Origin of the sequence: Streptomyces azureus (assembly GCF_001270025.1) — a bacterium.
In the GTDB taxonomy this organism is placed as follows: domain Bacteria; phylum Actinomycetota; class Actinomycetes; order Streptomycetales; family Streptomycetaceae; genus Streptomyces; species Streptomyces azureus.
Genome location: NZ_DF968355.1, coordinates 1 through 22,391, shown reverse-complemented (window position 1 = coordinate 22,391; position 22,391 = coordinate 1). Strand labels below are relative to the sequence as shown.

Here is a 22,391-nt window from a genome sequence, read left to right as displayed (position 1 = left end):
CAGGTGGAAGGCGAGGCTGCGGCGCACCGCCTCCGGCAGGCGGGGGTCCTTGGTGCGCTGCCAGGCCAGGGCGAGCAGGGAGGTGACGCCGAGGGAGGTGTCGCCGATGTCGTCGACGCAGTCGGGGTGTTCGAGGTTGCCCTCCGGCGTCATGCGGGCCAGGGCCTGCTCGGTGACGTCGGCGAGGACGGCGTCGTACGCCTCCGGTGTGTCGGGGAGGTCGTGCAACGGGCCGCGCTGGTGGGGGAGGTGCACGGGTGGATCAGCCCTTCCTGCCGGTGCCGGCGCCTGCCGTCGCACGGACGGACTCGTGGTCGAGCGGTGTGGGCACGGTCAGTCCTTCAGTCCGGCGTTGATGTCGGCGTTCATGACGTAACGCTGGAACACCAGGAAGACGACGATCAGAGGGATCATGGAGATGACCGATCCGCCGAGCACCACCGACCAGTTGATGTTCTGCGCCCCGACGAGGCTCTGGATGCCGATCTGCACGGTGAACTTCCCGGGGTCGTTGAGCATCAGCAGCGGCCAGATGTAGTCGTTCCACCGCCACTGGAACGACAGGATGGCGAGCGTCAGCATGATGGGCCGGGAGATCGGCACCATGATCCGCAGGAAGATCGAAAGTTCGCGGGCACCGTCGATGCGGGCGGCCTCGATGAGCTCGTCGGGGACCGTCAGGAAGAACTGGCGGAACATGAAGCACCCGGTCGCGGTGAGCACGGCCGGGAGGATGATGCCGGCGAGCGAATTGTAGAGGCCGAGGTCGCGGACCACCAGGAACTGCGGCGCGAGCATGACCTCGCCCGGCAGCATCGTGGTGGCCAGGATGCCGACGAAGAAGACCTTGAGCCACTTGTTGTCGTACTTGGCCAGCGCGTACCCGGTGCAGCAGCTGACTCCCACCGTGAGGATCGTCGCGATCACACACACGATGGTCGTGTTGATGAAGTACTGGGAGAAGTTGGCACTGTCCCACGCCGTCTTGTAACCCGACAGGGTGGGGTCGTGCGGAAGCAACGTCAGCGGAAGGGAGAACAGGTCTCCCGCCGGCTTGAAGGAACTGAGTACGAACCACAGCACCGGCAGCCCGTAGAGGGCCGCCAGGACCCAGAGCAGTGTCGTCGCGGGCACCGCGCGCCGGAACCCACCACTGGCCGCGCCGCTGAGCCGCTTCTTGGGAACAGCCCGCCCGGACCCGGAGTCGACCTTGCGTGGCATGTCTGTGGTTGTCATCGGTTCTCCACCCGCCGGTTGACGATCAGCTGCATGAACGCGACGGCCATCAGGATGAGCATGAGCACGAACGACGCGGCGCTCGCGTAGCCGATCTGGCCCGACTTGAAGCCGGTCTGGTAGATGTACTGGACAAGCAGGTTGTTCGACGTTCCGGGTCCGCCGTTGTTGAGGGAGGCGAACAGCGGGTATTCCTTCATCCCGTGGATCGTGTTGAGCAGGATGACGATGAAGGACGTCGGCGCGATGCTCGGCAGGGTGATGCTGAAGAACTGGCGCCACGGACCGGCGCCGTCGAGCGCGGCCGCCTCGTAGTACGACGTCGGTACGTTCTTGATCGCCGCGATGAACAGCAGCATCGAGAAGCCCGTCCAGGCCCAGGATGCCGCCACCACGACCACGATCAGTGACAGGTCCGCGTTCGACTGCCACGGAACGGCGCTTCCGCCGACCTTCTCGATGAGGTAGTTGACCAGTCCGAAGTTCTCACCGAACAGCCACCGCCACAGGACACCCACGACGATGGGCGACAGAAGCCACGGGATGAAGAAGAAGACGCGGGCGACCGACACGCCCTTGGCGTGCTTGCTCACCAGCACGTTGGCGATGAGCAGCGAGAACACGAAGTTCAGTGGAACGAAGAGCACGGTGTACAGCAGCGTCCGGGTCAGGGCGTCGAAGAAGGTGGAGTCCCCGAACAGGTTGCTGTAGTTGTCCAGTCCGACGAACTGGAACGCCCCTACGCCCGTGTAGTTCGTGAAGGAGTAGACGAGCCCGATCACCGCCGGCCAGAGGAAGAACAGCGCGAAGAGCACGACATTGGCCGCGATGAGGACGAGCGGCGCAAGGGTGTACTTACTACGGCTCCTGGGCGGGCTCGCGGACACGTCCGGGGCGCGTTTGGTCATCTTCCTGACTCCGTGCTGGTGGAATGGGTTCCTACAGGGCTCAGGCCATGAGCCCGGCATCGCGTGGGTCTCGAGGGCCTGTCTGACACATCCCCGTCGTCCGCCCGAAGGGCGGGCGCCGCGGCGTCTGGTGCGTGCGATCGCAAGGCGCCGGAGCGCCCTCGATGGGGGTCCCCCCGCTCGAGCGAAGTCGAGAGTGGGGGAGGAGCCACGTGGGCGGTTCGGCAACGCGGCTGGGGGTGCCCCCTGCTCGAAGAGCTTGGGGGAGTGCGTGCCAGACGCCGCGGAGCAGGCGGGGATTTGTCAGACAGGCCCTGGGCCGGGCGGCGGTGTCTCGACCCCGCCGCCCGGCCTGTCGGCCTGCGCTCAGCCGCCGACCTGCTGGTTGTAGCCGGCCACGATGTTGTCCAGCGCCTTGTCGGCCGACTGCTGGCCGTTGATCGCCTTGCCGAGCTCCGTCTTGGTCGGGTCCTCGGTGAGGCTCTTGCCCTTCAGCACCCAGTTCGTCTGCGCGGTGTTGAAGTAGCCGGAGATCGGGGCGTACAGCGGGATCGATTCGTTGTACAGCTTGAACGCCGCCTGCGCCGCCTCGGACTCGAAGGGGTACTTCGGGTTCAGACCACTCTCGACGGGCAGGAACCCGGACGCCTCGCACAGCGCCTGGTAGTGGGCCGGCTCGTACAGCCAGGACAGGAACTTCGTCGCGGCGGCGGCCGCGTCGCCGTTGTTGTTGAAGCCCACCGTCATGCCGCCGCTGTTGACGTCGCTGGCCTGCACCGGCTCGGCGGGAGTCGGGACGCTCGCCCAGTCGAACTTCTTGATGCTCTCCGCGAAGGCGGGCACCTGCCACACGCCGGACCAGTAGGCGACCACGTCACCGCTCTGGAACATGGCCGACGGGTCGGCGCCGCTGGTCCACACCGACTTCGGCATGGTCTTGTCGTCGTTCATCTCGACGAAGCGCTTCACGGCCTTCTTGGTCGCGGCGTCCACAGAGAACTTGCCGGAGGAGTCCGCGTGGACGTACTTCCCGCCGAGCTCGTACACCATGGCGCGGAGCCGGGAGGGCGACTGGTCGAACGTGAGGGAGTACTTGGCGCCGGTCTTCTCCCGGACCTTGTCCGCCGCCTTGATGAATTCGGTCCAGGTCCAGGTCTTCTGGGGCGAGGTCGGGACGGAGACGCCGGCCTTCTTGAACAGTGTCTCGTTGATGAACAGGCCGGACGCGGTGATGTCCGAGGGGATGGACAGCACCTTCCCGGACGAGTCCTTGGCGATGAAGTTCTTGTTGATCTTGTTGTTCTTGTTGTTGGCGATGGAGCTGAGGTCGATCAGCTTGTTCGCCCAGATCGGGTCCAGCTTCGGCACCGCCGCCACGTCGGGCAGGGAGTTCGCCTGCGCGGCGTTGCGCAGCTTCGCGTCGTAGCCGTCGTAGGGGATGTTGACGAGATTGACGGTGACGCCGGCTTCCTTCTTGTACTGCGCCACCATCTTCTTCCAGCCCGCGTCCTGCCCCGGAACCGTGGAGATCCAGAAGGTCAGCGACTTGGCGTTACCGCCCGACTCGGACCCCGACCCGCAGGCGGAGAGCAGAAGGGCACCTGCCGTGGCCACGGCAGCGAGGGGAACAACGCGGCGTATGCCGCCGCGGCCGAGTCGGCGAGAGCGCCGCACACCCACACTGGTCATCTTCGATCCCTTTTCTCGTAGCGGAGGAAGCACGGCGCCAGCCGAGGCGGCACGGGTGCGTTTTGCAGGAATTCTCGCTTCTCGGGGGCGCGGCCTCGCCCGGCCGCGTCGCCTTCACGGGTGGGGTCCCCGGCCATGACGGCCGGCGTCGCACAAGCACGCCCTCGTGCGGCTGCCGTACTTCGCGTACGAGCGGGAGGCTTACCCGGAGTCGGCGTCCCGGCCGACTAGAAAGCGCTTGTCCGGACATTGGCAGACCGATGGCGCAGCCGTCAATGCTTCGCCCGCACAGCTCCGGTCACGGTTTGAATTCCATGGGCGACCGCGAGCCTGCTGGCGCCCGCGACCGTACCGGTGTCGCCCACGACGCTGCTGACCACCTCGGTGGGCCAGCTCAGCCGGGCCAGTTCCGCTTGCACACCGGGCAGGAGCTGCGGGTCCGCGCCGGTACCGCCGCCCAGCACGATCAGTCCGGGGTCCAGTACGGCGGCGACGGCGGCGGCGAGCCGGCCCACGTCGGCGGCGTGCGAGGCGACCACGGCACCGGCCGTGGCATGCCCCTGCCCGGCGAGGGCGAGGAGCCGCTCCGCGGTGCGCGGGCGGGGCCCGTCGGTCTCCTGCCAGGCCTCGGCCGCCCGGCGCAGCAGGGTGCGCGAGCCCATGCGCTGCTCCAGGCCCTCGTGGCGCGGGGCGCGGTCGTCGTCCCAGGGGTAGGGCAGCCGGGCCACCTCACCGGCGGCGCCGTTCGCGCCGCGCAGCACCCGGCCGCCGATGACGACGGCGAGTCCGATGCCGACGCCGATGCGCAGGTAGCCGAAGGTGTCGCGGCCGACGGCGGCGCCCTCGTGGAGTTCGGCGAGTGCGGCGCAGTTGACGTTGTTCTCCAGGTGGACGGGGACACCCTCGGGCAGTGCGACGGCCATGGCGTCGAAGACGGGGCCGGCCTTGGCGGTCGCGGGGCGCTCCCCGGCGCGGTCCCGTATGGGGACGTCACCGACGGCGACCACGACGGCCCGCAGCGGGGCCCCGGCGGGCAGGGCGTCGAGGACCTTGCGGACGGTGTCGGCGGCCTCCGGCCGGGACCCGGTGCCCTCGGCGAGCAGCGTGCCGTCCAGGGCGCAGCCGCGCACCCGCGTCACGGCGGGCCCCAGGTCGACGGCGAGCACGGCCCCGGCGGCCGGTCCGAGACGGTAGATCGCGGCGCTGCGGCCGGTGCCGCCGGAGGCCCTGCCGGAGTGGGCGGCGAGCTCGACGGCCTCCAGCTCGGCCACGGCGGAGGAGACGGTCGGCTTGGAAAGGCCCGCACCGGCCGCCAGCTGGGGGCGGGTGGCCGTGCCCGTCCCGGCCAGTACGTCGAACACCACACGGGCACTCTCACTCAGGCGCATGGTCTCCCCAGGTCGTGCTGCGGCCGTGCAGAGCGGCGGCAGGGTCGCGCGGCATCGGGATTCCGTGCCTCTTGACGCGCACCCTACTTCGTTAGTTAACTTCCTAACGAACTCCACGGTACTCGCCTGCCGTGGCCCGCAGAAGCCCGTCCCGGGGCTTCCCTACCTCTTCAACTGGCGTGGTCCGACGCACGGTTCGCCTGCCGTTCGCCGTGACCGCGCAACGACGAAAGAGGACCCGTGCAGGACTCCACGCCTTACGTGGTCGGTATCGACGTGGGCGGCACCAAGACGCATCTGCGTGCCCTCGCGGGCGGCGAAAAGGGCGTCGATCGTGTCCGCAGCAGTGCGGGCTGGCGACCGCACGAGCCCGGGGACGCGGCCGGCCGGCTGGCCGCGCTGGTCCGCGACGCCCTGCCGGCCCACGCACGCCCGTCCGCCGTCGCCGTGGGCGGTCACGCCTGCGAGACACCGCGCCAGTGCGAAGCCATCCGGACCGCGCTCCAGGAGCGGCTCGGGGTGCCCGCGCTGGTCGTGGGCGACGCCGAACTGCTCGTCCCCGCCGCCGGGCTGGACAAGGGCGTCGGCCTGGTCGCCGGTACCGGTTCGGTCGCGGTGGGGCGGCTGCCCGACGGCGGTCCGGTCCAGGTCGGCGGCTGGGGCGCGGTGCTGGGCGACGAGGGCGGCGCGGCCGGGCTCGTCCGCGAGGCCGCGCGGGCCGTCTGGGCGGCGCACGACCGCGGCGAGGAGCCCGACGCACTCGCGACCGGCCTGGTCGCGGCCTTCGGCGTGACCGAGGTGCCGGCGCTCGGCGCCGCGCTGGAGGCCGCCACGGACGTCTCCGCCGAATGGGGCCGGCACTCCCCCGTGGTGTTCGCCGCCGCCGAGGCGGGCTCACCGCTCGCCCGGGCCGTGATCGCCGAGGGCGGCCGGGCGCTGGCCTCACTCGTCGTACGGCTCGCCGGGCGCGGGGTCGTCGTGGACGACGTGGTGGTGGCGGGCGGCACGGTCCTCGCCCAGCCCGCGCTGTACGAGGCGCTCGCCTCCGCGCTCGCCGAGCACCTGCCCGGGGCCCGGCCGCAGCCGCTGCGCGTGCCGCCGGTCGAGGGCGCGGTGGCGCTGGCCCGTTCGCTTCAGTGAGCCGGGCGGACGCCGTTCACGTTCCGGACACCGGCGCGTGGCCGCCCCCTCTCCGAAGGGTCACAACACGGCCGTAGATCTTCGCTCGTCAGTCAACGGGTGCCCCACAAGCCGTCAAAGGCGCCACGAGTCGCACACGATCGCACGACCTTCCCGGCCGCACGGCGGGAAGAGACCGTCGCAGAACTCAAGAGAGGCACACGCATGCCGTCACCAGCCGGGTCCATGGCCACCGCGACCGTCAACCGGCGGGGGTTCCTCAGGACTTCCCTGGGCGCCTCGGCCGGTCTGCTGTCCGCGCCCGCCTTCGCCACGTGGCTCGCCGCCGCCGACGCGAAGGCCGCCACGGGCCCCGCCGCGTTCGTCGACGACTACAAGTCGAACGTCCTGACGAACCAGGCCCCCGAGACCAACGCGGTCATCCGGATCCTGGGCGGCATGTCCCAGGTGTGGAAGACCGGCGACGCCTGGGACACCGGCCGGGTCCTGGACCGCGAGGTACTGCGCGCCAACATGCGCTACTGCGCCCGGGTCACGGCATCCCGCACCGAGGCGCAGGCGAAGGAGGCCTTCCTCTACGACCGCCAGCACCAGAGCTACGCCATGATCGGCGGACTGGGTCCGCTCGCCGGGCTGTACAAGTCGGGTGCCAAGGCCGTCACGTCGATCACCGGCGCCCCGGACGGCACACCCCCGGGGAAGATCAGCGACACCCTGCCCGCCGACGCCCCGGCCGGGTCCGCGCTCGGCGCGGGCTCCTACGACTCGGAGCTCGGCAAGGTGGCCAAGCTGGTGGACACCGTCCGCGGGCCGTTCGCCTCGGGCAACCCGGCCAAGTTCGCCTTCCAGTACCCGCGTCCGTGGCGGATGAACGAGGACAGCGAGGTCGTCGACACCGGGAAGAAGGACGCCCTCGGCTACCCGGTGTACGACTCGGACGTGGTCGTGGCCCCGCAACTGCTGCGCCAGCGCTCCGAGAACCCGGCGGAGGACGGCGGGTTCCCCAGCGGCCACACCAACGCCTTCCATCTGGCCGGTCTGGCCTACGCCTACGCGGTGCCCGAGCGTTTCCAGGAGCTGGTGACGCGGGCGTTCGAGCTCAGCCACACCCGGATCATGTCGGGCATGCACTCCACCGTCGACGTCATCGGCGGCCGGATCATGGCGACCGCCCTGACCGCGGCGACACTGGCCGACCCGGCGAACGCGGAGCTCAAGGCGGCGGCACGCGCCCAGGCCCTCTCCTATTTCACCCAGAAGACCGGCACGACGGCGGACACGCTGTACGCCTACGCCCACTCGGACGCCGGCGACACCTACGCCGACCGCGAGGTCAACGCCCGTGCGGTCGGGCACCGATTGACGTACGTCCTGCCCCGTCGCGGCCCCAAGGACCCGCTCACCGTGCCGAAGGGCGCGGAGGTCCTGCTGGAGACGCGGCTGCCGTACCTGAGCGCGGCCCAGCGCCGCGAGGTACTGCGCACGACCGCGCTGCCCTCCGGGTACGTCCTGCTGGACGGCTTCGAGCAGTGGGGCCGGCTGAACCTGTTCGCGGCGGCGGACGGGTACGGCGCCTTCGACACCGACGTCACGGTGACGCTGGACGCGGCGGCCGGGGGCTTCCACGCGGCCGACAGCTGGCGCAACGACATCGAGGGCGACGGCGGTCTGACCAAGCGCGGCACGGGCACCCTCACGCTGACCGGCCACAACCGCTACCGCGGCGGGACCGTCGTCGAGGACGGCACGCTGGTCGCCGCCTCGCCGAACGCCCTGGGGCAGGGCGACGTCCGGGTCACGGGCGGCACGCTGCGCGCGGACAAGGTCCTGCGGGTGCGCGGCTCGTACGTCCAGGAGGGCGAGTCGACGCTGGAGCTGCCGCTGCGCAAGAACCACGGCCCGGCGCTCACGGTGAGCCGGCGCGTGCTGCTGGGCCGGGGCAGCGTGCTGTCGCTGCGGCTCGACGCCGAGCGGCCGCCGGTCGCGGGGACGACCGTTCCGGTCCTGTCGGCTCCGGGGCTGCGCGGCCGGTTCGACCGTGTCGAGCTGGACTCGACGACGCTGCGGGCCGTGCCCGTTCACACGGCTGACGGTCTGTCGGTGCGACTCGTGAAGCGGTGACGCCGCGAGCGGCGGGGGCTGATGCAGAGTGGGTCCATGAGGGACCTCTGGATCGCTCCCGCCGTCCCGCGGCCGCTGTCGCTCCCGCCGCCGCCACCCGCGGGGGCCACGCGGCGGTCCGGCGGACGGCGGGCGCTGCCGCTCCTCGTGGCCGTGCTGCTCGCACAGATGGCCTTCGCCATGGTCACCACCGCCGTGCGGCAGACTCCGACGATCGACGAACCGGTGTACGTGGGCGCGGCCGCCGAGTACACGCACGAGCACCGGCTGCGCCACAACCCCGAGCACCCGCCGCTGGGCAAGCTCGTCATCGGCGCCGGGGTGGCTCTCGCGGATCCGCGCGTCGACCCGTCCTTCACCGGGGACCAGGGCGCGGTGGGGCGGCATCTGCTCTACGAGTCGGGCAACGACCCCTGGCGGCTGATGCTGTGGGCCCGGCTCCCGGTGATCGCGCTCACGCTGCTGTTCGGGCTGGTCGTCTTCGCCTTCGCCCGTGAACTGGCCGGGACGGCCGGGGCGTTGGCCGCGCTCGCCCTGTACTGCTTCTCCCCCGACGTCATCGCCCACGGCTCGCTCGCCACGCTCGACGTGCCGGCCGCCGGGTTCGTGCTGATGTCGGCGTGGCTGCTGTGGCGGGCGCGCCGCGGGACCCAGTTGTACGTGCCGCTCGCCGGGGTGGCGCTGGGGGCGGCCCTGGCCACGAAGATGAGCACGCTCCCCGCCGTACCGGTGTTCATGGCGCTGGCCGCCGTGTCGGTGTGGCACGCGTCGGCAGCCGGCCGGGGCCGGGACTCGGGGCGGGCGGTCGCGGGCGCCGGTGTCCTGGCACTGGCCGCGGTCGCCGTTGTGTGGATGACGTATCTGATGGTCGATCCGCGGCTGCGCTGGACCCCGGAGCAGCATGTGCCCACCGTACGGGGGCTGCGGGGGCTGCTGGTCGAGATGCTGCCGTTGCCGGAGGCGTACCGGGACGGGATGCGGGTCCAGTTCGGGCTGGAGAACCGGCCATGGCAGGGCTTTCTGTTCGGCCGGTTGTACTCGGGCTCGCTCTGGTACTACCTGCCGGCCGCGCTGCTGGTGAAGACACCGCTCGGGATGCTCGCGCTGTGGGTCGCCGGGGCCGTCGTCGTGGTCGCGGTGCGCCGCCTGCGGCCGGCCGCGCCCTATGTGCTGGCCGCGCCTGTGGTGCTGCTGGCGGCGGCCATGCAGGGGGCACGGGACCTCGGCACTCGGTACGCCGTCTTCCTGCCGCTGTTTCTCGCGGTGGCGGCCGGTTGCGTTCTCGTGGTGCGGCGGCGGTGGGTCTGCGTCGCGGTGGGGGCGCTGGTGGCGTTCGTCGCGGTCGGTTCACTGCGTGCGTACCCCTACTACTTGCCCTACTCCAACGAGGCGTTCGGCGGGCCGGGCAGGACGCGGGAGTTCTTGCACGACTCCAACGTGGACTGGGGGCAGGATCTGGGGCGGCTCGCGGAGCGGCTGCGCGAGCGGTATCCGGGTGAGCGGGTGTGGCTGGTCTACAAGGGCAGTGGGGTGCCGTCCCGTTACGGCATCCGGGCCCGCGATCCGCGCGGGGTGCCGGCCGGTGACGTGCGGGGGGTGCTGGCGGTGTCGGACTCTGCGGCCGCGAAAGCGACCGGGCGGCTGGCCGAGCTGATCGGCGGCAGCCGCCCGGTCGACGATGTCGGGCACTCGATCACGATCTATCGCCGTTGAGCGCCTCGGGGCGCTTCAGTGGGCCGCGTGGAAGAAGCCGTCCGTGCTCACGTGCTGCATGACACGACTGGCCACGCGGTAGCGGCCGTTGGGCACATCCGGGCACCTCGCGACGTGTACCGCGAGCGGGCCCGCGAACTCGTAGCCCTTGCGTTCCGCGTGGCGGACCAGGCTGTCGGTCAGGGCCTGTCCCACGTCGGTGCCGTGGCGCGTCAGCTGGTCGTGCACCTCGTCGGAGAGTTCCACGTCGTAGGCGTTGGGGACCATGACCCGGTCAGCCCGGCACACCACGGCGTTGTCGTCGCACGCGCGTCGCAGGGCGTCGAGGACCTCGACCGGCTCCTTGTCGAGGACCCGCGCCCACAGGGCCTCCCATCGGTTTTCCAGTGTCTCTTCCAGCGCACTCAGTGCGCCCATGCGGTCTCACCTGCCGGAAGCGTCGTCGGTTGGGTTGCGGTGGCCGGGGGGTGCTAACGCTCGACGTAGTCGTCGGGCCGCACCTCGGCCTCCTCCAGGGCTTCGCGCATCGTGCGGCCGCTCGCGCCCGGCGGCCGGGACTGGTGCTCGTCCCGGTGTTCCAGGACCTCGTCCGTGGTCTGCGTCTTGGGCCGGTTCTCCTCGGGAACGGTCATGACGATGGCTCCTCGTCCGTCGTGTCGGGATCTTCTGCCGCGGCGGGTTCCCGCCCGGCGTCCGGGTATCCACCTGCCGGGCATCTCATGTGCCGGGTGAAGAAGCCCTGGTCACCAGGGGGCGTGAGCTATGTTGAACGTCCGTGGGAGACGAAGGAGGCGCATCGGTGCCATCGCCGCAGCAGGCACGCGCACAGGCATCCGCGATCACCTCGGGGAAGGCCGCACCCGAAGCGGAGGTCTCCCCTTCCGCCCAGCTCAGGGCGCTCTTCGACCGGCCCCGGCTGTCCCCGGGCCAGCGGCGCATCGCCCAGTACCTGATCGAGAACATCACCGAGGCGGCGTTCCTCTCCATCACGGATCTCGCGGACCGGGTCGGCGTGAGCCAGCCCTCGGTGACGCGGTTCGCCTCGGCGGTCGGCTTCAGCGGCTACCCGGCGCTGCGGGAGAAGCTCCAGGCGATCGCGCTCGGCACCCTCGCGGGCGGCGGCCCGGCCGAGGAGAACCGGGGCAACGAGCTACAGGCGGCGGTCGACGCCGAGATCGAGAACCTGGAGAATCTGCGGCGGGACTTCGCCGACCCGGACCTGGTGATCGACATCGGCCGCAAGCTGGCGTCGTCGACCCCGCTGACGGTCCTCGGCCTGCGCATCTCCGTCTCACTGGCCGAGTACTTCGCCTACGCCTCCCGCCGGATCCACCCGGACGTACGGCTCGTGACGCGCGGCGGGAGCGTCGCCTACGACGCGCTGCTCCAGTCACGCGAGGCGGGCGGCACCTGGGTGCTGGCGTTCTCCATGCCCCGGCACGCGCAGGAGACACTGACGGCAGTCCGGGTCGCGCGGGGCGCCGGGCTCAAGGTCGCCCTGATCACCGACCTGGCGCTCGGGCCGCTCGCGGACGAGGCCGACGTCGCCTTCGCCATCGGGACCGGATCGCGCCTGGTCTTCGACTCCTACGCCGCCCCGGGCGTGATGTGCTCGGCGCTGCTCCAGGCCATGACGGACGCGGATCCGGAACGGACGCAGGCCCGGCTCGAGGAGTACGAACAGGTCGCCGACCAGCATCACTTCTTCCTCCGCGACTGAGCGGCACGCACCGGGCAGGCCTCAGCAACACACGAGGGGACCACCCACAACAAAGCGCGCATGAATGTTTTCATGCGCCTTGAAAACCGGATCGCATATATAAATACTGCTCACGGATCGCGACCCGGCCGTTCCGGATCCGTTCCGCACCCGAGGGGCCGGCTCCTACCCGCTTCGGCGTCCCGGGTGTCCGTGGCGGCCCCGGTCATCCCCTAGGCCGGGGCCGCCCCGACCCGTCGTCCACCCTCACGACGCCGCACACCCGGAAGCGATGATCATGCCCCTGACGTCCACGCGCATCAGCCCGGACTGGCCCTGCCAGGTCAAGACCCCCGGGAGCTACGACTGGGAGCGCTCGGCGGCCAAGTGGCTGCGCGAGCTGGTGCCCGCGCGCTACGCCGGCTACCCCGTGTTCATCCGCCACCCCGTCCTGCTCGCCCGGCACGCCCAGATCCAGGTCCAGCAGGAGATCAGGGTCGCCCGCACCGCCCTCCAGACCGCCCGCGCCGACCTGCCCGGACTCGGTCTGCACGAGGGCGTCATCGAGCACACGATCAAGGTGTACGCGGCCGAGGTCATGCAGTTGCAGCACATCGCGCGCAGCGTCCGGGCGGTCACCCAGGCTCTGGTGGAGGCCAACCGCCAGCCGTGACCCTGAGGGCATGACCCGCGGCGTGCGTGGCACACGTGAGGAAATGAGCACCACCGAAGTCCGGCGCGAGCCGGTGACCACGGTTCTGACCTGGCAGGTGCGTCCTGGCCGGGAGCGGCAGTTCGAGGAGTGGACGCACGGCATCACCCGCTGTGCCAGACAGTTCCCGGGCAACCAGGGCGTCTCCTGGCTCACGCCCGAGGACGGCCACCGCTACCACGCGGTGCTGCGCTGGTCCGACCAGCACCGGCTCGCCGCCTGGCTGGAGTCGGAGGAGCGCGCGCACTGGCACCGGCGGATCGAGGACATCGCCACCGAGGTCAGCAGCGAACGCCAGTCGACGACCGGGATGGAGACCTGGTTCAGCCTGCCCGGCACCACCGTGCAGGCCCCGCCCCGGTGGAAGATGGTCCTCACGACGTTCCTCGGCGCCTATCCGTTCACCCTGCTCATCCAGTGGCTGGTGACGCCGCACACCACCGGCTGGCCGCTGCCGCTGCGGGCCGCCGTGTTCCCGCTGGTGCTGCTGCCGGTGCTGACGTATCTCGTCATGCCGAGGCTCAGCCGGCTGCTGCGGCTGTGGCTGTATCCGCGCGATGGCCACTGACGGCTCCCGAGGCTGATGTGACCGATGTGGCTGTCGGGATGCGGGAGCAGTCCGTGCGCCCGAGGCCGTCTTCGAACCGGCGCGGGTATGCGATGCTCAACGCGTGACGAGCGAGCCCGCGACGCCGGCGGAGCCCGGTGCGGCACCGGACCTGGTCGAACTGGCCAAGATCGTCGCCCGGCAGCGCGCCGAGCTGGACCGGCTGCGCGACCAGGCGGCGATGTCGGCTGTCGTGGAACGGGCCAAGGGCGCGGTGATGGCGCTGACCGGGTGTTCGGCGGACGCGGCGGACGAGCGGTTGCTCCAGCGGGCCAAGGCGGCGCGCCACACCCTCCTGGAGGAGTGCTGGATCACGCTCGGATCTCTGGCGCCCACGGCCCCCCGCCCGGGCGAGGCGGCCGAGCCAGTCGGCACCGACACCCCCGGCTTCGGCTCCGACGTCCTGCCGGAGACGGCCGCGCCGGACGATGTCGCCATCGCCCTGGCCCGCCTCGGGCAGGCCCTCCTTCGGGTGATGACACCGCACGACCTCGCCCGGTGTCTGCTGGAGCATCTCGCGCCCGACATGGCGGCGGACGCGGTCATGATCTACACCCGCAGGCCCGACGGCGGCCTCGAACTGATCGGGCACGCCGGCATCGGCGACCAGCCGGCCGCCCAGTGGAGCCAGGTGCCGCCGCTGAGCGGGATCGCGGCGCTGGACGCGCTGCGGACGGGCGAACCGCGCTGGCTGGAGGACCTCGCCTCGGACGAACGGCGGGACCTGCTGCTCGGGGACCCGCCCGAGCGCTGGCGGTCGCGCGCCTGGCTGCCCGTGCCCCCCACGGGCTCGGCCGAGGTCTGCATCGGCGTACTGCGCGGCCGCGCCGGGTCGTTCACGCCACGCGACCAGGCTCATCTGCGGGGCGTCACCGGGCTGTGCGCCGGCCGGCTGCGCGCCTTCGACGCACCGCCCGAGCGGGCCGACGACGCCGCCACGGATGCGGTGCAGGCGCTGTTCGACGCGCTGCCGATCGCGGTGATGCTGCTCACCCCGCTGAGGGACGCGTCGGGTGAGACCGAGGACTTCCGGGTCGAGGCCACGACCACACGGGCGGGTGACCTGCTGGGCCGCCCCGGTGAGGAGCTGGCCGGGCGGCGGTTGCTGGAATTCCGGCCGGCCCTGACGGAGGAGCCGCTGTGGCAGGGCTGCCTGCACACGCTGACCACCGGGGAGCCGTACGAGAGTGAACCGTTCGCGCACGAGGAGGTCGTGGCGGGTATCGCGGCGCTGTCCACGTACTCGGCGCGGGTGGCGCGGCTGGACGACGCGCTGGTCGTCAGCTGGATCCGGCACGGCTCCTCCGACCGGCAGGAGCAGCGGCTGGCGGATCTCCAGCGGCTGGGCAACCTCGGCTGGGCGAACTGGAACCTGGCGACGCAGGAGGCCTCCTGGTCGACCCAGGTGTTCGCCATCTTCAGCCGGGACCCCGCGCACGGACCGGTGCGGCTCACCGGGTTGCCGGAGCTCGCGCTGCCCGAGGACGCGCCCGCACTGACCCGCGCCGTCCGCGCGCTCGTCCAGGAGGGGAGGGCGTTCGACCTGCCGTTCCGGGTCAGGACGAGCGGCGGCATCCGGCATCTGCGTCTCGTGGCCGAGGCCGTGGCCGACATACACGGCACGCCTGTGGAGGTGCACGGTGTCGTCCAGGACATGACGGCCCGGCGGCGGGCGGAACTGGCCCTGGTCGAGAGCGAGCAGGCGATCCTCACGCAGCACGACGTGCTCCAGGCCGAGCGGACCCTGGCGTCCCGGCTCCAGCAGGCGCTGCTGCCGCTGGCCAACCGTCCGGTGCACCTGGCAGGACTGCGCGTGGAGGTCGCCTATCTGCCCGCCCAGTCCGGTGTGCATGTCGGCGGTGACTGGTTCAGCGCCGTGGAACTGCCCGACGGGGACGCGCTGCTGGTGGTCGGCGATGTCGCCGGGCACGGTGTCGACGCCGTCGCCACGATGGCCCAGCTCCGCTTCACCGCCAAGGGCATGGTGATCACGGGTTCGTCGCTGACCGGCGCCCTGTCCCGGCTGAACACGCTGCTGCTGCACTCCCGTGATTCCCACGCGACGGCCACGATGGTGCTGGCCCGGTACGACCCCCGGCAGCGCCGTCTGGTCTGGGCCCAGGCAGGGCATCCCCCGCCGCTGCTGCTCAGGGACGGCGAGGTGCGGTATCTGGACCGCCCGAAGGGCATGCTGCTGGGCGCGACCGCGACGCCGGTCTTCGAGGAGGCGGAGTGCCGTCTCGCCCCGGGCGACCGGCTCATCCTGTTCACCGACGGCCTGGTCGAACACCCTCCGGAGAGCATCGACCGGGGTCTGGAACGTCTCGCCGACGGCGTGGCCGCCCGGCACGCCGACGGGCCGGGGTCACTGGGGCAGTTGCTCGCGCGGATGCTGCCGGACGTGCGGCGGGACGACGTGTGCGTCGTGGACGTCCGGGTTCCTAGGATGCGAGAGGCTTAGGGGGCGGCCCTTTCGCCGTTCACTAGTCGCCGCGGTGCCGCCAGTACCACCACAGGCCCGCGGCCAGGGCCAGCAGGAACAGGGTGGGCAGCACCAGGCCCGGGATGCGGGAGCCGTTCATGGGCGTGGCCTTCGGTTGGCGGCGGGCGGGGCGCCTCGTGCGTCGTCGCCCCGGCTCAGGATGACGCCCGGTGGGCCCGGCGTCCCGCTTCTTTTCCCGCGCGTTGCCCGGCGTTCGACCCACCGGGGGCCGGCTCAGTCGACCGGGTGACCGGGCTCGATGGTGAGGGCGCCGGAGAGGCGCAGCAGCGGCCCGTCGTACGTCCCGTGTCCGCCCCACTCGACCGGGTCGAGGACGAAGCCGATGTGGTCGCCGCCGCCCACGCGCGTCACGATCCGGCCCACGAACCAGGCCGGCGCGTCCTCCAGCACGACGGCCCCGCCGTACGCCTCTCGTAGTCGGAGACCCTCGAACTTGTCCGTCCGGTCGCCGGTCCGCCCGCCGAAAAGCTCGGCGAGTCCGTGCTGTTCACGCGCGAGCAGGTGCACGGCGAGCACCTCGGCGTCCCGGGCCACCCGGAAGGTGTTGTTCAGCTCGGACAGCCACACGACGAACCGCACGGGCCGTATCGAACACTGCGAGGCGAATCCGACCAGGCACCCCGCCCGTTCACCGCCCGCGACGGCCGTGACCACGCACATCTCGGGGTCCAGCCGCCCGATGAACGCGTCCATGCCCGCCATGCTCACACCACTCCCTCGCCCTCGCGTCCGCTGTCGTCTCGGCATCACCTCACCATGTCGGGGGTGCGGGTGCCATCCCGGGGCGATACCCGGGGGGCGATGCCGGCTGTGGAGCGGCGCCGTCAGGTCGGCGGGTGCGCAACGGGACGTCTGGCGGTCGGTACCGTCTGGCCCGGGCCGGCCGACGACCTGGCGGTCCGGCGCCCGTGCCGGCCGAGCACCAGGCCGTCCGACAACCGGACCCACCCGCCGCACGGACCGGCCCGCCGCCTTCCAGCCGAGGACCGGGCGCCGTCCGACAACCGGAGCCGCCCGACGTACGGACCGCCCAGCCGCCCTTCCAGCCGAGGACCGGACGCCGTCCGACAACCGAACCACCCGACGTACGGACCGTCCGACGATGCCCGCCGACCTGCGTGCCGTCCGGCATCCACGCCAACCGGCGACCGGCCGTCCGGCGCCCGCGCCGTCTGCGGGATTGCCCCTCGCGGTGCGGTGCCGCCGGTGAGCCCGGCGGGCAGGGGCGGGTCAGTCGACCACCGGTGCCGTGCGGGACTCCAGGGCGAGGCGGGTGTCGTTGCCGTAGACGCCGGTTTCGTCGCCGCGGATGCCGTACCAGAGTTGGAAGCGGGCGACCGCCGCGGTCAGTGTGGGGTCGTAGCGGCCGCTGGTGGAGCCGTCCCGGTAGACGTCCGGGATGCGCAGGAGACGTTGCTGAAGTTCGGTCACCTCGGGGCCGGTGGCTCCCTCGCGGAGGGTGCCCCGGCCGTCGGGGTCGACGGCGGGCGGGGTGGGTGTGAGGACAGGGGCGGAGGCGGAGGCCGACGTGGTGGGGCGCGGAGCGGGGGCCGCCTTGTCGTCGGTGTTCTCGCCGGGGAGCAGGAGGGCGGCACCGCCGAAGCCGATCACCGCGGCCGCGGCGACGGCCACCGCGACGGCCGTGCGGCGCAGTCCTGGTCCGGGCCCGGCACGGCCGTAGCCGTTCTCGCGGCTGAGAGGCGGGAGTTCCTGCGTCAGGTCCTCGGAGCCGGCCGGCGGCCGGGGCAGCGCGACGGACTCGTAGCCGCGGGGCCCGTAGCCGCCGGGCTCGTTGCCGTCCGGGGCCGAGCCGATCTCCTCGCGGTACTCCCGCATCAGCTCCGCGAGGGCGTCGGTGCGGCGAGGCCGCAGGACGCGGATGGGTTCGAGGGCCGGGTCGTCGTGCGGCTGCCGGGGCTCGGACGGTGTCGACACGCTGCTCTCCTTCCGTCCGGGCTCGGGGCGCCCGTCTTCGGGGTTCGTCCTGCCGCTAGATACGCGGCTGCCGCGCCACAGGTTCAGAGGGAACTCGGTTCCTCCCAGAGAGTGCACCGAGTGCCATGCGTACCCTTCCGGGTGCTACGTTCCCGCTCATGAGCTCCGAGAAAGCCGACCCCGGGACCGGAAAGCCGCCCATGCGGGACGCCCTGGTGGCGGCGGCCTTCCAGCTGTTCCTCGAGCGGGGTTACGAGCAGACCACCATCGACGACATCGTGGCGCTGGCCGGGGTCGGGCGGCGCTCTTTCTTCCGCTACTTCCCGTCCAAGGAGGACGTGGTCTTCCCGGACCACGAGCGGTGCCTGGCCGACATGACGGCCTTCCTCGCGGCGGGCAGCGGGGACGAGGAACCCGTGCGGCGGGTCTGCGACGCGGCCCGGCTCGTGCTGCGGATGTACGCCGAGAACCCGACATTCTCCGTGCAGCGCTACCGCCTCACCAAGAAGGTCCCGGGACTGCGCGCCTACGAGCTGTCGGTGGTGTGGCGCTACGAGCGTGCCCTGGCCGAGTATCTGCGCCGGCGTTTCGCGGCCCGCCGGGACGGCACCCTCCAGGCCGATGTGATCGCGGCGGCGGTGGTCGCGGCGCACAACAACGCGCTGCGCTCCTGGCTGCGTTCGGACGGGCAGGGCGAGGCGAGCGCCACGGTGGACCACGCGCTGGCGTACGTGCAGTCCGCGTTCGGCGGCACGCCGGTGCCTCCGGCCGGGGAGCAGCCCGAGGACGTGGTGGTCGTCGTGTCCCGGCGCGATGCGCCCTTGTGGCGGGTCGTACAGGAGATCGAGTCGACGCTGGGGCGGGGCTGAGGGTCCGCGCATCGAGGGAACGGAGTGCCTTTACGAGTGGCACTGAGTGCCATACTCTGTGCTGCGTGCGCGGTGGCACGGCGAACCGGGCACACCTGTGCGCGGGCGACCGTGCACACGGGATTCCGGCCGAGTGCAGGGAGTTGACAGCGTGTACCACCACTCAGGAAGCGTCGCTCAGCAGGCAGCCGGCTCCCCGACGGGTCTGCTCGACCCGAGGGGCCCGGCCACGGAGGCCATCCTCTTCCAGCGCTGCACCTGGTGCGGCACCGCCATGTACCACCGGGTGCTGTGTCCGGTCTGCCGCGGCAGCGACCTGCGGACGGAGCGCAGCGAGGGCACGGGCACGGTGCGCCACTCGACGGTGGTGCACCGCAACACCCCGGCGGCCCGCAACGTGTCCCTGATCGAGATGGCCGAGGGCTTCGTCGTACGCGGCCGGGTCATGGGCCCGCCCATCGGCATCCACAGCGGGGACCGGGTGCGGCTGTCGACGGCCAAGGACCCGGTTCGGGGTGAGCCGGTCTTCCAGCTGATCGACGAGCCGTACCGGGCCTGGACCTGACGGGCGGTCCGCTCACCGGATCCCGGGGAGCAGTTCGCGGGTAGGCACGGGCCGTCCCGTCTCGAAGCTCCGGTTGGCCGCCAGACCGACCGCCAGGGCGAGTGCCCCGTCGCGTTCGGTGGCCGTCGGGTGGGTCGCCGCCGCGGTGTCCGCCGGGCGGGTGGGGCCGACGGGGCCGAAGAGCGCGTCGAGCATGCGCGGGTCGCCGCCGCCGTGGGCCTCGTGGGCGACCGCGAGCTGCACGTCCACCGGGGGCTGCCACAGCGGGCGCAGGGTGAGGCGGGCGCCGCCCGCGTGCTCCGCCGCCGTTTCCCCGTGCAGGGCGCCCGCGGCCGAGGTGACCCGGGTCAGGGGCGGCTGCCAGCGGCTCTCCTCGACCTCCAGTTCCAGCCGGCCCGCGCTGCCGTTGAACATCACCCGGTAGCCCTCCCAGGGGGAGTAGGCGGTCAGGTGGTACGTCATCGTCGCGCCGCGCGCGTAGCGCACGAGGACCGACATGTCGTCCTCGATGGTGATCGGCCCGTCGAAGACGTTCCGGTCGCGCAGGTAGCCGTCGTCGCGTTCGGCGTCCAGGTAGAGGGCGCGCAGGGTGTCGTTGGCCGCGAGGTCCAGGGCGAAGGGGTCGTCGGCGGCCCCCTCGGCGCCGTGGGCGCGGTCGTAGTCCCGGCGCAGTCCGTGCCGCTCCCCCGCCTCGCGGCCGTAGAAGCCGAGCCGCCCGTAGCCGAAGGCCTCCCGGGGCTCGTCGGCGAGCCACCAGTTCACCAGGTCGAAGTGGTGCGAGGACTTGTGCACCATCAGGCCGCCGCTGTTGTGTTTCTCGCGGTGCCAGCGGCGGAAGTAGTCGGCGCCGTGCCGTACGTCGAGCAGCCACTCGAAGTGGACCGACAGCACATCGCCGATCGCGCCCTCGGCGAGCAGGGCGCGGACCTTCTCGTGCACGGGGTTGAAGCGGTAGTTGAAGGCGACGGTCAGGGAGTTGCCGGTCTCGCGGACGGTGTCGAGGATGCGGGTGCAGCGCTCGGCGTCGACGGTCATCGGTTTCTCGGTGACGACGCGGCAGCCCGCCTCCAGGGCCGGGACGATGTAGCGGTCGTGCTCGGCGTCGACGGTGGTGACGACGACCTCGTCGATGTCCTCCTCGGCGAGCAGGTCGGTGAAGCGGTCGGGCTCCCACGTGGTGGCGGCCGGCGCGCCGGTCTCGGTCAGCAGCCGGTTGTGGAAGGCCATCCGGGTCGGGCTGGGGTCGCACAGCGCGGCCACGAGGTGGCCGGGGCGCTCGGCGAGGCCCCGGGTGAACAACTGGGCCCGGTGGCCCGTGCCGACGACGGCTGCGCGCAGGACGGGAGTTCGGCTCATGACAGGTGGTCTGTCCCGGGGACGGGCCGTCCACTCCCCCGGTGCCGAAAGCGCTTGCTGAAGGCGGGTCAGCGAGTGAGGGTGAGGCGGATGCCCACGGTGCCGTCCAGGCCCCTGCGCAGCCGGCTGCCGAGCAGGGTGAGCCGGCCGGTGAGTCCGTACTTGCGGGCGATCAGCTGCCGGTAGCGGGCGGTGGTGGCCGGGTCGCAGATCTCCGCCGTCGCGGGCACCTGTTCGCCGGTGGGGTTGCCGCGCGGGTCGCAGGGGCCGACCAGGACGTCGGCGCGGTTGCGGATCCGCTTCACCTTCCAGGAGTCGGCCGACGTCCAGGCGCCGAGCGCGTCCCCGTCGCGCACCACCCAGACCGGAGTGGCGACCGGCGTACCGTTTCTGCGGTAGCTGGTGATCAGCAGGTACTTGCCCGCGCCCAGTCCGGCCGGCGCACCGTCGTCCATGGCGGGCAGTGTACGAGCGCGACCCGCGCGGCGTACCACCGGGTTTCAGCGCAGGGCAGCGGCCATGCGCCGCACCGCTTCCCCGATCACCTCGGGCGAGGTCGCCAGGTTGAAGCGGACGTGTCCGGCGCCGCCGGTGCCGAAGGGGAGGCCGGAGTTGAGGGCCACGCGGCCGCGGTGCAGGAAGGTGTCCGCCGGGTCGTCGCCGAGGCCGAGCGCGTGGCAGTCGAGCCAGGCGAGGTAGGTGGCGTCGCCCGGGCGGTAGCGGATCGCGGGCAGGTGCTCGGCCAGCAGGTCCGCGAGCAGTCGCCGGTTGGCGTCGAGGCCGGACAGCAGGGCGTCCAGCCAGGCGACACCGTCACGCAGGGCGGCGGTGTGGGCGATGATGCCGACGTGGCTCGCGCCGTGTCCGGCCTCCTCGGGCATCCGGGCCAGGTCGGCGCCGGCCCCGGGTCCGGCGATCGCGAGGGCGGCCTTGAGCCCGGCCAGGTTCCACGCCTTCGAGGCCGACATCAGCGACAGTCCGCGCTCGGCGCCCGGCACGCTGAGGTACGGCACGAAGCCCGTGCCGCCGATCACGAGCGGCGCGTGGATCTCGTCGGCGACGACGCGGACGCCGTACCGCTCGGCGAGCGCGGCGACGGCGGACAGCTCCTCGGCGGTGTGCACGGTGCCGGTCGGGTTGTGGGGGCTGCACAGCAGATAGGCGGCCCGTCCTCCGCCCGCCACCGCCTGCCGGAAGGTCTCTTCCAGGACGCCGAGGCCGATGCGCCCGTCCGCCCCGAGCGGGGCCTCCAGCACGCGCCGGTCCATGTGCTCGACGAACTGGTGGAACGGCGGGTACACCGGCGGGTTCACGACCACCGCGTCCCCGTACCCGGTGACCAGCTTGAGCATCTCGACGACGCCCAGCATGACGTCGGGCACGACCGAGGTGCGCTCCACGGCGAGCCCGTCCCAGTTCCACCGCTTCCCGGCGAAGGCGGCCAGCGCCTGAGCGTAGGCCGTACCGGCGGGGTATCCGGTGTCACCGAGGTCGAGCGCCTCGGTGACGGCGCGCACGACGGGTTCGGCGAGCGGCACGTCCATCTCGGCCACCCACAGGGGCAGCACGTCCTCGGGGTAGGTGCGCCACTTCATGCTCGTACGGCGGCGGAGACGGTCGAGAGTGAGGGCTTGCAGGGGATTCGGTTCACCGGACGTCTCGTGCGGGATCCTGGTCATGGGCACACGATAGGGGGCTGTGCAGTGAGCGGGAATCGTGAGGACGGGGAGCGGGGAGGGGCCGGAGGCCCGTTCCTGGAGATCGCCTGCGACGAGTCCGGGTCGGACGGCGAGAACCTCACCGGCGGGAACACGGACGTGTTCGCGCACGCCAGTATGTCGCTGTCCATGGCGACGGCAGCGGCGGCCGTACGGGAGATCCGGGACCGGATCCGCTCACCGGCCGAGGAGTACAAGGCGAACCACCTGCTGCGGGAGAAGCACCGCGCGG

20 protein-coding genes and 2 pseudogenes are annotated in these 22,391 nt (G+C 71.9%); 10 read left to right on the top strand and 12 right to left on the bottom strand.

What is annotated here, in order from left to right:
* The 5 genes and pseudogenes from AOQ53_RS27430 to AOQ53_RS27410 form a co-directional block, all read right to left on the bottom strand.
* Window positions 1-255 (bottom strand): annotated as a pseudogene (locus AOQ53_RS27430) (hypothetical protein); the annotation flags it as partial.
* A gap of 78 nt (window positions 256-333) precedes the next feature.
* A complete protein-coding gene (locus AOQ53_RS27425) occupies window positions 334-1,236 on the bottom strand; it encodes a carbohydrate ABC transporter permease (RefSeq protein ID WP_059421280.1) in 903 nt (300 codons plus the stop codon).
* Entirely contained in the window at window positions 1,233-2,144 is a 912-nt protein-coding gene (locus AOQ53_RS27420; protein ID WP_059421278.1) for a carbohydrate ABC transporter permease, read from the bottom strand. The genes AOQ53_RS27425 and AOQ53_RS27420 overlap by 4 nt, the downstream gene beginning before the upstream one ends.
* A 366-nt stretch (window positions 2,145-2,510) precedes the next feature.
* The gene (locus tag AOQ53_RS27415; RefSeq protein ID WP_059421276.1) at window positions 2,511-3,833 is read right to left on the bottom strand and encodes an ABC transporter substrate-binding protein; all 1,323 of its coding nucleotides are present in this window, start codon (window positions 3,831-3,833) and stop codon (window positions 2,511-2,513) included.
* Between the two features lie 272 nt (window positions 3,834-4,105).
* Window positions 4,106-5,221, bottom strand: coding sequence for an ROK family protein (locus AOQ53_RS27410; RefSeq protein ID WP_059421275.1), 1,116 nt, complete (start codon window positions 5,219-5,221; stop codon window positions 4,106-4,108).
* A 240-nt stretch (window positions 5,222-5,461) separates the two neighbouring features.
* Between AOQ53_RS27410 and AOQ53_RS27405 the strand changes: the two genes are divergently transcribed.
* From AOQ53_RS27405 to AOQ53_RS27395, 3 genes are all read left to right on the top strand, one after another.
* Window positions 5,462-6,361: an N-acetylglucosamine kinase gene (locus AOQ53_RS27405; protein WP_059421274.1), complete on the top strand. Its 900-nt coding sequence runs from the start codon at window positions 5,462-5,464 to the stop codon at window positions 6,359-6,361.
* A 204-nt stretch (window positions 6,362-6,565) separates the two neighbouring features.
* Window positions 6,566-8,482, top strand: a complete 1,917-nt coding sequence (locus AOQ53_RS27400; RefSeq protein ID WP_059421272.1) for a phosphatase PAP2 family protein — start codon at window positions 6,566-6,568, stop codon at window positions 8,480-8,482.
* 168 nt (window positions 8,483-8,650) lie between these two features.
* On the top strand, window positions 8,651-10,195 hold the full coding sequence (locus AOQ53_RS27395) for a phospholipid carrier-dependent glycosyltransferase (protein ID WP_059421282.1): 1,545 nt from the start codon (window positions 8,651-8,653) through the stop codon (window positions 10,193-10,195).
* Window positions 10,196-10,210: 15 nt separating this feature from the next.
* Here the strand turns inward: AOQ53_RS27395 and AOQ53_RS27390 are convergent, their stop codons facing one another.
* Window positions 10,211-10,612 carry a DUF3662 domain-containing protein gene (locus AOQ53_RS27390; protein ID WP_059421271.1) on the bottom strand — a complete coding sequence of 134 codons (402 nt, stop codon included), beginning with the start codon at window positions 10,610-10,612 and terminating at the stop codon, window positions 10,211-10,213.
* A 53-nt stretch (window positions 10,613-10,665) separates the two neighbouring features.
* Window positions 10,666-10,827, bottom strand: coding sequence for a hypothetical protein (locus AOQ53_RS44900; protein WP_167745772.1), 162 nt, complete (start codon window positions 10,825-10,827; stop codon window positions 10,666-10,668).
* 167 nt (window positions 10,828-10,994) lie between these two features.
* Here AOQ53_RS44900 and AOQ53_RS27385 point away from each other — a divergent pair, with 167 nt between their 5' ends.
* The 4 genes from AOQ53_RS27385 to AOQ53_RS27370 all read left to right on the top strand — a co-directional run bounded on the left by AOQ53_RS27385 (window position 10,995) and on the right by AOQ53_RS27370 (window position 15,674).
* Complete coding sequence (locus AOQ53_RS27385; protein ID WP_059421270.1) at window positions 10,995-11,915, top strand: MurR/RpiR family transcriptional regulator; 921 nt, start codon at window positions 10,995-10,997, stop codon at window positions 11,913-11,915.
* A gap of 271 nt (window positions 11,916-12,186) precedes the next feature.
* Entirely contained in the window at window positions 12,187-12,567 is a 381-nt protein-coding gene (locus AOQ53_RS27380) for a hypothetical protein (RefSeq protein ID WP_174523358.1), read from the top strand.
* Between the two features lie 43 nt (window positions 12,568-12,610).
* Window positions 12,611-13,174 (top strand): antibiotic biosynthesis monooxygenase, encoded by a 564-nt coding sequence (locus AOQ53_RS27375; protein ID WP_059421269.1) that lies wholly within the window; start codon window positions 12,611-12,613, stop codon window positions 13,172-13,174.
* A 103-nt stretch (window positions 13,175-13,277) separates the two neighbouring features.
* Window positions 13,278-15,674, top strand: a complete 2,397-nt coding sequence (locus AOQ53_RS27370) for a SpoIIE family protein phosphatase (protein ID WP_059421267.1) — start codon at window positions 13,278-13,280, stop codon at window positions 15,672-15,674.
* A gap of 255 nt (window positions 15,675-15,929) precedes the next feature.
* Here the strand turns inward: AOQ53_RS27370 and AOQ53_RS27365 are convergent, their stop codons facing one another.
* Both AOQ53_RS27365 and AOQ53_RS27360 read right to left on the bottom strand, forming a co-directional pair.
* Entirely contained in the window at window positions 15,930-16,418 is a 489-nt protein-coding gene (locus tag AOQ53_RS27365; protein WP_078945539.1) for a flavin reductase family protein, read from the bottom strand.
* A gap of 528 nt (window positions 16,419-16,946) precedes the next feature.
* Window positions 16,947-17,651 (bottom strand): peptidoglycan-binding domain-containing protein, encoded by a 705-nt coding sequence (locus tag AOQ53_RS27360; protein ID WP_059421265.1) that lies wholly within the window; start codon window positions 17,649-17,651, stop codon window positions 16,947-16,949.
* Window positions 17,652-17,809: 158 nt separating this feature from the next.
* Between AOQ53_RS27360 and AOQ53_RS27355 the strand changes: the two genes are divergently transcribed.
* Together AOQ53_RS27355 and AOQ53_RS27350 are read left to right on the top strand one after the other, a co-directional pair.
* A complete protein-coding gene (locus AOQ53_RS27355; protein WP_059421264.1) occupies window positions 17,810-18,520 on the top strand; it encodes a TetR family transcriptional regulator in 711 nt (236 codons plus the stop codon).
* A 151-nt stretch (window positions 18,521-18,671) separates the two neighbouring features.
* Window positions 18,672-19,085 carry a Zn-ribbon domain-containing OB-fold protein gene (locus AOQ53_RS27350; protein ID WP_059421263.1) on the top strand — a complete coding sequence of 138 codons (414 nt, stop codon included), beginning with the start codon at window positions 18,672-18,674 and terminating at the stop codon, window positions 19,083-19,085.
* A gap of 12 nt (window positions 19,086-19,097) precedes the next feature.
* Here the strand turns inward: AOQ53_RS27350 and AOQ53_RS27345 are convergent, their stop codons facing one another.
* The 3 genes from AOQ53_RS27345 to AOQ53_RS27335 form a co-directional block, all read right to left on the bottom strand.
* Complete coding sequence (locus tag AOQ53_RS27345) at window positions 19,098-20,441, bottom strand: Gfo/Idh/MocA family protein (protein ID WP_059421261.1); 1,344 nt, start codon at window positions 20,439-20,441, stop codon at window positions 19,098-19,100.
* 68 nt (window positions 20,442-20,509) lie between these two features.
* Window positions 20,510-20,896, bottom strand: a complete 387-nt coding sequence (locus AOQ53_RS27340) for a PPOX class F420-dependent oxidoreductase (protein WP_059421260.1) — start codon at window positions 20,894-20,896, stop codon at window positions 20,510-20,512.
* Between the two features lie 45 nt (window positions 20,897-20,941).
* Complete coding sequence (locus tag AOQ53_RS27335) at window positions 20,942-22,120, bottom strand: MalY/PatB family protein (protein ID WP_059421259.1); 1,179 nt, start codon at window positions 22,118-22,120, stop codon at window positions 20,942-20,944.
* A 24-nt stretch (window positions 22,121-22,144) separates the two neighbouring features.
* Here AOQ53_RS27335 and AOQ53_RS27330 point away from each other — a divergent pair.
* Window positions 22,145-22,391: pseudogene (locus AOQ53_RS27330) on the top strand (hypothetical protein); the annotation flags it as partial.